At 35.4% G+C, this 13,942-nt stretch carries 6 protein-coding genes; all 6 read left to right on the top strand.

Annotated features, from left to right (window positions below; translation table 11 throughout):
• Positions 1–197: 197 nt before the first annotated feature.
• The 6 genes from HMPREF0631_RS02270 to HMPREF0631_RS02245 all read left to right on the top strand — a co-directional run bounded on the left by HMPREF0631_RS02270 (position 198) and on the right by HMPREF0631_RS02245 (position 13,927).
• Positions 198–1,313 carry a cation diffusion facilitator family transporter gene (locus tag HMPREF0631_RS02270; protein ID WP_002843140.1) on the top strand — a complete coding sequence of 372 codons (1,116 nt, stop codon included), beginning with the start codon at positions 198–200 and terminating at the stop codon, positions 1,311–1,313.
• Positions 1,314–1,564: 251 nt separating this feature from the next.
• Positions 1,565–3,232: a hypothetical protein gene (locus tag HMPREF0631_RS02265; RefSeq protein ID WP_002843120.1), complete on the top strand. Its 1,668-nt coding sequence runs from the start codon at positions 1,565–1,567 to the stop codon at positions 3,230–3,232.
• 12 nt (positions 3,233–3,244) lie between these two features.
• On the top strand, positions 3,245–5,536 hold the full coding sequence (locus HMPREF0631_RS02260; protein ID WP_002843145.1) for an ATP-dependent helicase: 2,292 nt from the start codon (positions 3,245–3,247) through the stop codon (positions 5,534–5,536).
• Positions 5,536–6,258, top strand: a complete 723-nt coding sequence (locus HMPREF0631_RS02255) for a PD-(D/E)XK nuclease family protein (RefSeq protein WP_002843143.1) — start codon at positions 5,536–5,538, stop codon at positions 6,256–6,258. The genes HMPREF0631_RS02260 and HMPREF0631_RS02255 overlap by 1 nt, the downstream gene beginning before the upstream one ends.
• A 129-nt stretch (positions 6,259–6,387) precedes the next feature.
• Positions 6,388–9,810 (top strand): PD-(D/E)XK nuclease family protein, encoded by a 3,423-nt coding sequence (locus tag HMPREF0631_RS02250; protein ID WP_002843128.1) that lies wholly within the window; start codon positions 6,388–6,390, stop codon positions 9,808–9,810.
• Entirely contained in the window at positions 9,800–13,927 is a 4,128-nt protein-coding gene (locus HMPREF0631_RS02245; protein WP_002843138.1) for a UvrD-helicase domain-containing protein, read from the top strand. Before HMPREF0631_RS02250 ends, HMPREF0631_RS02245 begins: the two co-directional genes overlap by 11 nt.
• Positions 13,928–13,942 lie beyond the last annotated feature (15 nt).

The raw sequence follows: 13,942 nt of genomic DNA, 5'->3' as shown, positions 1-13,942 counted from the left end.
TTAGAGTCTAGATTTTGTCTAGACTCTTTTTTACATAGTTAATATTATTTGATATATTTGAAAGGGTATTTTTAATCATACAAGATATGTTAAATGTATGTAAACAAAGCCTATAATGGGGATAATATTCTTGTAAATTAAATCTAAAAAGTGTAAAATTAAAGGAATGAAAAAATATATAGGGGTGGTAGTAAGCAATGGAAATAGAAAGTCGTCAAAGGCAAATAATAAAAACAGGTATAATAGGTATAATAGCAAATCTAATACTATCGGGAACTAAGGTTGGGCTTGGATTTATATCCGGATCTATAGCTATTACTATGGACGGTATCAACAACCTAACTGATTCACTTTCATCTGTAGTTACAATTATAGGGACCTTGATAGCAAATAGGAAACCAGATAAAAAGCATCCTATGGGTCATGGAAGAATAGAATATATAGCAGGTATGGTAGTTGCAGTAATAGTCTTATATGCTGGTGTTGCAGCTAGTATAGAGTCTGTAAAGAAGATAATAAATCCTATAAAGCCTAGCTATACAAATATGATTTTAGGTATAATGTTGTTGGCTGTAGTTGTAAAGATATTCCTGGGAAATTATACTCAAAAAAAGGGTATTGAACTGAACTCTGATTCCTTAAAGGCTTCGGGTGTCGATGCGAAGATGGATGCAGTTATATCTACAGCGACAATAATTGCTGGTCTAATATATATGTTCAGAGGTGTGGGTATAGAATCATGGCTAGCCTTAGGTATATCTTTTGTAGTTATAAAAGCTGGTGTAGATTCTATAATGGAGGCATCTAGTAATATTGTTGGAGAAAGACCTGAAAGAGAACTTACTGACTCAATTAAGCGTACAATAATGGAATTTGAAGGTGTTGAAGGTGTATATGACCTTATAATAAATAACTATGGTCCAGAGATGGTAATTGGATCTGCCCATATCGAGATACCTGATTATTGGAATGCTGGTATGATAGATGATATAGAGAGAAAAATAGCAGATAGGATATTGAACGAGTACGGAATATTGATGGCGGCTATAGGTATATATTCTATAAATACAACTGATGATATGGCTCAAGAGATCAAGCACAGCATTACCAAGATGGTTATGTCTAGAGAACATATTCTCCAGATGCATGGTTTTCATTTAGATAGCGAAAACAAGGTAATAAACTTTGACCTAATAATGGACTTTGACTGTGTCAACAAGGAAGAAATACTTGAAGAGATGAAGATTAGGGTCATGGAAAAATACAGGGATTATGAGGTTAGGATAACCCTAGATCTTGATACAACTGATTAATACGAAAAAACAGTTTAAAAGCGACCAATTTAACAGTTATGATGAAAAAAAGAATTTTTAAGTTATAATTAAAAAAGAATTTTTAAGTTATATACAATTATATACTCAAAAAAGACGATACAAGTAAAATTTTATCGTCTTTTTTATTTTAGAAAAGTCGATAAGATAAATCAAGATACTATATGTAAAATAATAATAGAAGTATATGATATAATATAAGCAACACAAGTAGCAAAGAGAGGACAATAGATATGAAAAATATTAACCTATATAAGAAAAATATCGAAAGTTTAATAGAAAGGGAAAAGTATTACTCACAAAGGTCATGCGACTGGTCTATGTCGGTGGTATTTTCATCCTATGATTCTTATATAATTGATCAAGTGGACATCTACTGGCCTCTTGTAGGTGATGGTATAAGACCTAAAGTGATATCTCTTGATGGTTCTCTTTGCCTACTAAAGAAGATTATTGATGATAGGAGGGTATTTGATGCCTACTTTAATACAATTAATTCTACTAGTATAAGTATTGCAAGAACTGCCTATAAAATAATGGAAATGTCAGTTCAAAATCAGATACCAGTTGATGCTATATCAAAAAGAATTGCTAGGTTCAAAAGAGGGAAAAAAACTGACCAGACCTACAACGACCTAAACAATTTAATTATAGAGTACAGGTCTATCCTAAATAAAAATAATATTTATGACAGACCTATGATATATGAGAATTTTTGTGGACTTTTGGATAGTGCGAATTATCCGGACAATTTGAAGGCTATAGGTAAAAATATAGTGAGTGATAATTCTATATCTGAAAAATTTAGAAGTAATAAAATAAATAAAGATGATAGGATTGAAGGTAAGACTAGGAATATCATTCAAAACCATGACTACTCTAGTTATCAAGATATGAAAAATGGCCTGATCAACTTGATTTATAGCCTAAAAAATGACAAGGGTATAAGTCAGGATGATATAGCTATAGTGGTTCCAAGTCTTAATGAGGATATAATATCTATGGATATAGACATTAGTCCAACCTTAGACATTAGACCAATAGCAGTATCCAAAAATTTTGGTTCAAACCTGGAAGCTGTGGTATGCCTAGCAGCACTAGCTATTTACAAGGACTGTGAGTATATCTTATCTGATGAAGAAAAGATTGAACTATTGACTGTGGTCTACAAGGACAAGAACTATATAGACCTTAGGAAAAATATGGAAAAATACCTAAAAGAAGTAAGAAACAACATAAGGAATAATATGTCACCTGTATTGGACCTAGATAGCATAGATGACGGTGATGATCCAAGTCTTATAAGCATAGATAGGATTGAAGAAAGTATAGCTGAGGCTGAGTTTAGCTATGAGTATAGGATGTCTGACTCGGAGTTTGTAAAGAATTTCTATAAAAAGTATGTAAATCAAACACCTGAGTCTATAAGTATGGTAGCCAAGATGACAGACCTGATTGAGGAGCTTGGAGATTTGGTAGATGACGAGTCCAAGTATAATTATATGAGGCAGGCTATTTCCTATTATTCTTCTAGCAAGGTAAAACTAGAAAATATGGCGATGCCATCTATATTGCTTATGACAAAAGAAGATTTAAAGAGTCTTGACACTAAAAGGAACCACCTAATAGTATTCGACGCAAGCTCTAAGAGATATGATCCAGTTTTAGAGGATTCAATTTATAGCCAGATTGGATTTTTTGATGATTCTATATTGTCTAATATCACAAAAGACAATATAAGCTTGTTTTACAAGGACCTTATGGAGTATTCTATAGACCTAGAAATAGATAGAGTTCTTTCAAAGTACAAAAACGTATATATTATGACTTCGGATACTGCCATAAATGGGTATGAGCAAGAGAATATGTTTTATAAAAAACTTATGGACAGGATTTTTTAGTGGGGGTAGAATATGTCTATTAACTATAGAAAAGACCAAAAGAAGATAATGAGGTACAAGTCTGGTTCAATGGGTATACAGGCTGTTCCGGGAGCGGGCAAGACCTTTATAATAACCAACTTGGTAGCCCAGTTAATTGAAGATATGGAAAATGAAAATAGGGACGGGAAAATACTGGTTCTTACCTATATGAATAGTGCCGTAAATAACTTCAAGTCTAGGATAAGGGGGATACTTTCTGACAAAGACCTTCCAAAGTCTAGGTTTGAGGTAATGACTATCCATTCTTTAGCCATGAAAATAATAAAGGAAAATACGGATATAGCCTTTGTAAGTGAGGAAACGGAAATTATAGATGACTATAAAAAGTCACTTTTGATAAATTCTGCCATTGAAGAATATGAGAGTCGGGATAATAATTCTAATAAGATATTGAGCTTTATGGAAAAGGGCTTTAGAAATAATGAGGACAAGGTAGACAGGTGGTATAAGGAATTTACCTTTATGGTTTTAAATTCTATCAAACTCCTAAAGTATTCTGGTATTGACGATATTGACCTTAAGAATATAGTCAATGAGCCTGATTACAAGGGAATAATGACAATTATATCGCCTATATTTAACCTATACCAGGAAAAACTAAGGAGTAACGCCTATATAGACTATGATGATATATTGGTCATGGCCTATAAGATACTTGAGTCTGATTCAGAGGTTGCTGCCTACTACCAAGAGAGGTATGCCTATGTATTTGAGGATGAGTGCCAGGACTCCAATGAGATTCAAGGCAAGATAATAGAGATAATATCAAGAAATGTGAGTAGGTCTATATCAGAAAATGATATGGTCAGTGCAAAAATGAACCTAGTAAGAGTAGGTGATGTAAACCAGAGTATCACGACTACCTTTGCTGGGTCCAACCCTAAATTTTTTGTGGATTTTTGTAAGAGGGCAGACAAGTCCTATACAATGAATATGGCTGGTCGAAGTTCAAAAGACATCATAAATACAGCCAACAAGCTAGTTGAAATAGTTAAATCGGATATGACCAAGGACTACTATGGTGGGCTTGAAGAAATCTATATAGAAGAAGTTGAAAAGGACAAGGGCTATAAGGAAAATCCTGTAACAAGGTCCTATAGCATAAATTCTAAGAGCCTTGATGATTTTAACCAGGAGATGGCATATGTAGTATCAACTATCAAGTACACAAGGGAAAAGTTTCCAAATTATTCAATAGGGGTCCTATATTTTTCAAATTTTGATGTCAATGACCTGGCCAAGAAGTTGGACTCTGAGGATATCCCCTATGAAAAAATAGGCAATGATTCCCAAGAAAATATGAAGATAATATATAAGATAAAGCAAGTTGTAGACTTTATAATAGACCCTAGCGACTATGATATATTCAAGCAGATGTTATTTGAAGCCTACATAGATAGGGCGGATACATATGAGCTATCTGATATTGAGCATGAGAGGCTAGAAAAATTATTTGATAAAATAGATACTGAGAGGTATTTTTATGATGACCTCTATTTTGATGACCTAGCTACAAGGGCCAAGCAGCTCTTGGAGAACTTAATAGAAAAGCCTTTTGTAAAAAAATTAGCAGAAGATAGGGCTAGAATAAGGTCTGTCTTGGAATATTCAAAGGTAGATATATACGGCCTTATAAAGTTGATAGGTGATAGCCTAAATATTAGCAGCCAAGAGAAAAGCCTTATAGACTATCTGGCCTTTTACTTAAGCAAGTTAAAAACATATGAATCAGCAGACTTAAACAGGATATCAATAGCAATGGCACCTAGGAACACTAGGATATTTGAGACCTTGGTGGCAAGTATATACGATATAGGTGAGCATGAGGTCGAAGCTGGAAGTATTAGTATATCTACAATGCACAAGTCAAAGGGCATGGAGTGGGACTTGGTCATAGTATGTGGTGTGAGTTCAAATGATTTCCCATCTAGTGTAAATGACTACTTCAGGATTGATAGAAAGTACCTGAGAGAAGGATTTAAGTATCCTGAGGCCTTTGTCAATAAGGAAATTGATGATATAGTCAATAAGTCTTGCAAGAAAATAGGCTATTATGAGAAGGAATTGAAGACGGAGATTATAGGTGAGAGGACTAGGCTCTTGTATGTTGCCATTACTAGGGCCAAAAGAGGTCTTGTGATCCTCAACTCAAGGTCTAAGTTCAATGAGTCCATGAACTACTATTTTAAGAAAAAGAACTCATATTTTTTTGATATTTTATCAAAATACATATCTGATAATAGGATTAAGGGAGGTAAGTAATGACTATTTTGGGGCAAAATAAGATATCTATATCAAGAGACCAATTGAAATATAGGCTCGACCACCTTACCTTTAGTCAGAATATGCTAAATACCTGGATTAGGAATAGGGATGAGTTTGTAGAGAAGTATATAAATGGAGTGTTTTGGACAGATTCGAGTGAAAAGGACAGGTTGTACGAGGAGAATATGTCCTATGGTAGGGACTTTCACCTATTATGTCAGAGAATATTTATGGACCTGCCCCTATTAAAGGGAGATCCACTAGCCAAATCACTTGAGGACTACCCAAAGCTTGAAAAAATTAGGAAGATAAAAAATGCCTACCAAAGGCACTTTGGCAAGGATGTAATTTTTAGGCCGGAGCTTGAAATAGAGTACAAGGGTCAGATAGTGATAATGCTAGACCTCTTGGTTGAGATATACAAGGACAATAAACTATATAAGATAGATATATGGGACTGGAAGACTGAAAGAAAGAGAATGAGTCAGATAGATGCCCAGACAAAGATGCAGACCTGTGTATATATGTATGTGTGTAAGGAGACCCTAGGACGTGAGATTGATTTTTCTAATATGGCCATGCACTACTACCAACCGACTTATGACAATAATATCAAGTTGGTATATACAGAAGACCTGCATCAAAAAAATCATGAAAAGATATGGAGCATGATTGAAGAGATAAGAGATGAAGAATCGTATAGTAATTATATATTATAGATAGAAACTATATATTAAAATACAATTTCTAGGTTAAATTATATTCTGAATTATAAATGATATTATAAATGATATTATAAATAAGATTATAAATAAGATTATAAATAAGATTATAGATAGGAGATAGGTATGGCACTTGGATTTATATGGGGTAGGATGCCCGCTGATAGAACCAAAAAGGTCTTAGACCTAGCCTTTGAAGAGGCTAAATCCAAATCAAAAAAACCGATATATATATTGGTACCGGAAAAGTACACATATGAGATGGAAAAGAAGTTGAGCCAAAGACTACTTAGTCAAGATGACCCAAATTTTAGGATAAGGGTAGTCAGCTTTTCTACACTTAGCAATATAGTATTTACAAATGTGTCTGGTCTAAAGGAAAAAAAGATATCCAGATCTGCTAGGACCATGCTAGTATACAGGGCTCTAGAAAAGTCTGAGAAAGATCTAAAGACCTTCAGACCATCCCTAAATGACTTGGGACTTGTAGCCAAGTTACTCGATCTTGTGATTGAGTTTAAGCAAAATGACATGGATGTAGACTATATAAATAGCCTATCAAGTAAGGTGGATGATAGGGCATTGGCCAGTAAGTTGGATGATATATCAAGGATATACGGAGCCTACGAGGACCTAATGCAGGATAAATATATGGATTCAGAGGATGGTACTGTATTGTTTTCAAGATTGATAGGATCCTATGAACCGCTTGATGGTGCCAGTATATTTATAGATGAATTTACAGGTTTTACACCTGTTCAGTACCTAGTAATAGAAAAATTGATACTCTTATCAAAAAAAATATATATTTCCCTTATGACAGATATGAGGAATATAAATTCTTATAGGGGGGTATTTGCTAAGACAAACTCTACTATCATGAAGATAAATAAGTTTTGCATAGACAATAAGGTCAAGAGGCTTGAGGATATCAGGGTTGATGATGAGGAATACTATAAAAAAGATGAACTTAGGTTTTTAGAGAGTGAAATAAGGTTTTTCAATCCAAAGATATATACAGGGGATACTATCAAGTCAAGCAATGACGAATTAAGTATAGAAGAGTTTGGCAATAACAAATTAAATATAGATAATTCAAACGATGACGAATTAAGTATAGACAAGTTCGGTATTAAAATAAGCTCCTTTGAAAACAGGCACAGGGAAGTTGAATATATAGCTTCAGTAATACTTGATCTTGTAAAAAACAAGGGCTATAGGTTTGGGCAAATTATGGTGGCTACAAGAGATATTGATTCTTATGCCCATATTACCAAGTCTATTTTTGATGATTACAAGATAAACTACTTTTTGGATGACAAGATAAGTGCCCAGTCCAACCCTGTATTAGTCTTTATACTGTCGATTTTAGATATGAAAAATACAAACTACTCATACAAGTCCATGTTTACCTACCTAAAATCAGGAATTTTGGACCTAGATGGCGATGATATAGCCTTGTTAGAAAACTATGTTTTAGCAAATGGAATCAGGGGCAAGAAGTGGTTTGAGGATAGATGGGACCTTCCTGTAGTCCATAGTGTAGAAGATAATCCTGTAGATATTGAAGTACAGGATAGGATAAACAAGATAAAGGACCTTGTTATGGAGCCTATAATAAGGTTAAATGAAAAGCTAAAGGGAAAAAACACCCTAAGGGATATATCAAGTTACCTGTATGAATTTACCTTAGATATAGGCCTAGACAAGAAAATAGTAGACCTAGTTGAAACTTTTGAAAGAAAAGAAGACAACTACAGGGCTAGGGAGTATTCTCAGGCATGGAATATATTTGTAGATGTTCTAGATGAGATGGTTGAATTTATGGGTGATGAAGTAATAGGTATAGAGAGGTATATCAAGTTCTTGGACCTTCAATTCCAAGGTCATGAGCTGGGGATTATTCCTCCTTCAAGAGACCAGGTATTTATAACTGGTGTAGACAGGATGAAAAATCCGGATACTAGGGTCCTAATTTTGATTGGGACAAATGAGGGTGTATTCCCTAAGATGGTGAGCGACACAAGTCTTATAACTGAGATGGACAAGTCCAACCTACTTGAGAAGGGTGTGAAGTTCGACTCTGATATTGTCAGCAAGATGTATGATGAGGAATTTCTTGTCTATAGGGCCATGTCTACAGCTAGAGAAAGGCTCTATATTACCTATCCAAAGGGAGACGTAGAAGGTAATAGTATGATGGCATCTAGCCTTGTGAACAAGATAAGGAAGATATTTCCTCAGATAAGTGAAGAGGACCTATCTGACCAGGTCTACGATATTGGATTTAAGCTTGGAGATAGGGAGATAGATTTCAGTCAAGATAAGACACCGAAAATAAGCATCGATATAGCCGACCTTATATACGGGACACCTATATTTAGTGTTTCCAAATTGGAGAAGTTCTCCTCATGTCCTTATTCGTATTTTGCTAGGTATGGACTAAGGGCAAGGCCGAGGGATGTGTATGAATTTAGTCCTATGGATGCCGGTAATTACTACCACAAGGTCTTGGAACTATTTCTTAGGAGGATTAGGTCCAATGATATCAGTTGGGCTGATGTTGACCTATCATATATCAATAGAGAGGTGGAAGTTTTGGGGGCTAGAATACTAGATGCTAGGTCTAGCTATATACTCAATACATCCGAAAAATACAGGTATATGGTAAGAAGGCTAAATAGGACCCTAGTGGATTCCATAGATGCAATAGGCAAGCAGGTCAGGGGTGGCAAGCTAAGACCTAAGGGGTTAGAAGTTACTTTTGGAATAAAGTCTGAACTTGAACCTATCAGGCTCAATATTGATGGGGCTAGGGAGGGTCTTGTCAATGGTAAGATAGACAGGGTCGATAGCTATATTGACCAAGAAACCAATACAGAATATATAAGTATAGTTGACTACAAGTTGTCCAGCCATGATATCGATTTAGAGATGGTTGAGGCAGGTCTACAGCTACAGCTATTTATGTATATGAATGCCATCCTTTATTCAAAAAGGTCAGAGTTTACTAGACCAGGAATAAAGTTAAAACCGGCGGCCCTACTCTATAGCAGGGTAAAGAGTCCACAAGTAAAGCTGTCTGATATAGGTGATTTAGATGATTTGGTAGCGAGTGAAGCCCCTGAAATATTAAGGGAAAATAAGCTGATGGGTATAGTAGTCAAGGATGTTGATATATACAAGATTATGGATACGGGATTTGAAGATAATACCGGTATGAAATCAGATATACTGCCTATTAAATTAAATACTAATGGAAGCTTTCCAAAAAAAATGAAGGGTTATGATGAGAAAGAGTTTGACATTATATCTAGGTATGTAGTAAAGAAGTCTGAAGAGATTGCAGGCCAAATATACAAGGGAAATATAGATGTAAGACCCTACAAGTCTGATGCTAGGACTGGCTGTGACTACTGTGAGTACAGGGCTATATGTCAGTTTGAAGAGGACGAATATAGGAGGATAAGAAAAGAAGAGGATATAATAAATAGGATGACCCTATACAATTTTAATAATAGAAAGAAGGACGAGGACAATGGCAAATAAGTGGACCAAGGACCAGGAGTCAGTAATAAGGCATAGAAATGCCAATTTACTAGTTGCAGCAGCTGCTGGATCTGGTAAGACTGCGGTATTGATAGAGAGAATAATAAGGCTGATACTAGACCCTGTAAATCCAGTGGATATAGATAGGTTGTTGGTGGTTACCTTTACCAAGGCTGCTGCAAGGGAAATGCGAGAAAGGGTTGGTCTTGCTATAGAAAAAGAACTTGCCTTAGACCCGGATAACACGAGACTTCAGAGGCAGAGGATGTTACTTAACAAGGCAGACATAACGACAATAGACTCATTTTGCAATAGTGTTATGAGGACTAACTTCCATGTTATTGACCTAGACCCTTCTGTTAGAATAGGCGATACAGCAGAGATAGAGATTTTGAGAAATGAGACTATAGAGGATTTTTTTGAGAAAAAATACCAAGAAGCTGATGAAAAATTCCTGAATCTTGTAGATACTTATAATACAAGGACAAATGATAATAATCTGATAGACCTGGTGTTTACAATTAGTAATTTTGTTGATTCAACCCCCTACCCAGACTTGTGGCTTGATGAGGCTGCAGAAAGATTTAATCCAGTAAGTCCGAACAAGGATGACTATATAGATTCAATGATAATACCTCAGATTGAGGAAGCTAGTATAGGACTTAATAGCTTGAATCTACAATTAAGAGAAGTCCTAAGAGACCTAGCTGAGATTCCAGGATATGAAAAGCACTATGATTTTATGGCTGACTATAGGTCTAAAATTGAAGTTATGATTCAAAAAATGGGAGAGTATTTAGAATATAAAAATAAGGCTAGTGACCCTAGTAGCAAGGTGGATGAAGCCTTAGGCTCTATTATGAATATGCTAAAGACTTCCTATGTAAATACAAGTGGTATTGCACCCAAGATAAAGAAAGAATACAAAGAAGACTACAAGACCCTGAAGGATACATTTGACGCTATCAAAAAATCTGTAAAATCTATTCTTGACGATCTTAGGATCGATAAGAAGGTTATCGAAAGGGAAAATGAACTAGTATATCCACATATGAGGGCCTTATCAGACCTTGTTAGGGAATTTAGGGCATATTACAAGGGAAAAAAACTACAAAAATCCATAGTCGAGTTTTCTGATGTTGAACACTTTGCCCTTGATATACTTACAAGCACAGACGATGACGGAAGAATAGTAGCTTCGGATATAGCGAGGTCCTACCAAGAGAGGTATCAAGAAATTTTTACCGATGAATACCAGGATAGCAACCTAGTCCAAGAGACAATACTTGATATGGTATCAAGAAAGGATATACCAAATAGGTTTATGGTGGGTGATGTCAAGCAGAGTATATATATGTTCAGACAGGCCATGCCAGAGATATTTATGGGCAAGTATAAGACCTACGATATCTATGAAGATGATGTTCAAACAGGGTCAAAAGATAGTGTTCAAACAGGATCAAAAGATAGTAGTGTTCAGACAGGTTTAAAAATGGAAAGCCAACCACCAAGTATGAGGGATAGAAAAATCTTACTTTACAAAAACTTCAGGAGTAGAAAAGAAATCCTTGAAGCATCCAACCATGTCTTTAAGGAGATAATGACATCAAAGACAGGGGATATAGACTATACAGATGAAGAAAGGCTAAATCCAGGTGCAACCTTTAAGGAAAATAATATTGAAAATAGCCATGTAGGAGGTCCTGTAGAAGTTCATATACTTGATACTAAAGATATAGATAGCAAAGATCTAGGTCAAAGTCTGCTGGATATTAAGACAAAGGGTCTAGATGAGCAGGATATAGAAGATATAAAGGATATGGAAAAATTTAGGTTTGAAGCCATGGAAATAGCCAATATCATAGATGATATAGTAAACCCAAGTCCTGAAAAATCTAGATATATGGTCTATGACAATGAGACAGATGATTATAGGCCTGTTAAGTACAAGGACATAGTTGTTTTATTTAGGTCTACAAAAAACAGGGCCAATATACTCGAGGATATGCTGATAAAGAGGGACATACCAGCCTATAGTGAGTCAGGTGGAGGATATTTTTCTACAATAGAGGTTACAACAATTATAAATCTACTGAAGGTAATAGACAATCCTATCCAAGATATAGCCCTGATAGCTACTATGAGGTCTCCTATTTTCAACTATACAGACCAAGAACTAGCTAGGATTAGGCTGGCTGATAAGGAGTCTAGCTATTATCAAGCTATCAAGACATTTATAGAGACTAGCGATGACAAGGACCTAGTAGTTAAGCTGACTGAGTTTTTAGATAGGCTAGAAAAATACAGGCAGGATGCTTTTTTACTGCCTATAGACCAATTTATGTGGAAGTTATACAAGGATACTGGATATTACAGGTATCTTGAAGGTCTAGCTATGGGAGAAAAAAGACAGGCCAACCTTATTTTGCTCCATGAAAAAGCAAAAAAATACGAGGCAGGCTCACACAAAGGGCTATTTAATTTCCTTCACTATATAGAGAGGCTCAAGATGACTTCAAGTGAACCTAAAGAGGCAAGTCTACTTTCAGAAGATGCTGACCTTGTGAGGATAATGACCATACATAAGTCTAAGGGCTTGGAATTTCCAATTGTAATAGTTGCAAATATGGATAAGAATTTTAACCTAAGGGGAGATACTAGTGTGGTTGATCTTGACCACAAACTAGGCTATGGACCAAAGTATATAGATATAAACAAAAAAATATTCTACAATACGACTGCTATGACTATATTAAAAAAGGCCAAGCAAAGGGCAGTAAAGTCAGAAGAGATGAGGATGCTCTATGTTGCCATGACTAGGGCCAAGGAAAAACTAATATTTACAGGCTGCCTAAAGGACATAGACAAGAATCTTGAAGCTTGGAAAAATACCTATAGAGACTTGGACGGAAATATAGACCCTGGCTCCATACTTAAATCAATGACCTATATGGACTGGATAATGCCTACTATTGTAAATCTTGAAAAAAGACAAGACTGCTTAGATGTTAGGTCTTGTGTGGCCAAGTACCAGGGCTATAAGGATTGTAAATGGATTATAAAATTTACCGACAAGTATGATGTTTCTAAAAAATACCTGGATAAGTTAAAAGATTTGGAAGTTATAGAAATGGAAAATCTTGATTCAGTAGAGATTAAAAAAACAAAATATGGTAAAGAATTAATAGATCATGTAGAATTAATAGACGATAAAATATTAATAGATCATGCAGATTTAATAGACGATAAAAAATTAATGTCTTGTGAAAAATCACAAGATGATAAGAGACCACTAGACAAGGACATGATAAATGAGATACTGAATTTTGACTATAGGTTCAAGTCTAGTGCTTCCAAGCCTTCTAGTATATCTGTTACGGATATCAAGAAGCTCATGGCCCAGGAGGAAAATGACCAAATGCACGACAAACTATACAAGACTATCCCATCAAATGATCTTAAGTCTCCTAGTTTTATTCATGATAGTAAATCATCAGCGAGTGAACCTATAAAGCACGACTACAAGGCAAATGAGAGGGGTACAATATTCCACCTTGTGATGCAGTTGATAGATTTTAAGGCATTTGAAGACCTAGTAGCCTACCAGCAGATGAGTCTAGATATGATTGGTCTTAGCAATGAAAATGATAGACCTATAAGAGAAGAGATTGTCAGGCAGATTGACTCCATGGTGGACAAGAATATCCTTTTAAGACAAGAGGCAGATACGGTAAATGTATCATGGATAGTGAGATTTATAAGGTCAAATATATACCTAGACATATTAGAGGCTGACAAGAGGGGTGACCTATACAAGGAAACTGCTATCAATTATAATATCAAGATGAAGGATATATACAAGGACCAGGGGATAATGGATGACGAATCCATGATGATGGTCGGAATAATTGACTTGTTCTATGAGAACAAAGATGGAGATATAATCCTATTAGATTACAAGACAGATTATGTTGGTGATAGGTCAGACCAAGACTTAATAGATAGATACAAGGTCCAACTTGACCTATACAAGAGGGCCATAGAAGATATATCTGGTAAGAAGGTTGTCAAAAAGTACCTATATATGTTCAGTGCTGGCAGGCTACTTGAATGTTAGGATAGAGGAGGTAAT

The sequence above is a fragment of the Peptostreptococcus anaerobius 653-L genome (genome assembly GCF_000178095.1).
GTDB classification, from domain to species: domain Bacteria; phylum Bacillota; class Clostridia; order Peptostreptococcales; family Peptostreptococcaceae; genus Peptostreptococcus; species Peptostreptococcus anaerobius.
The sequence above is the reverse complement of the archived record's forward strand: the minus strand, read 5'-3'. Positions and strand labels throughout refer to the sequence as shown.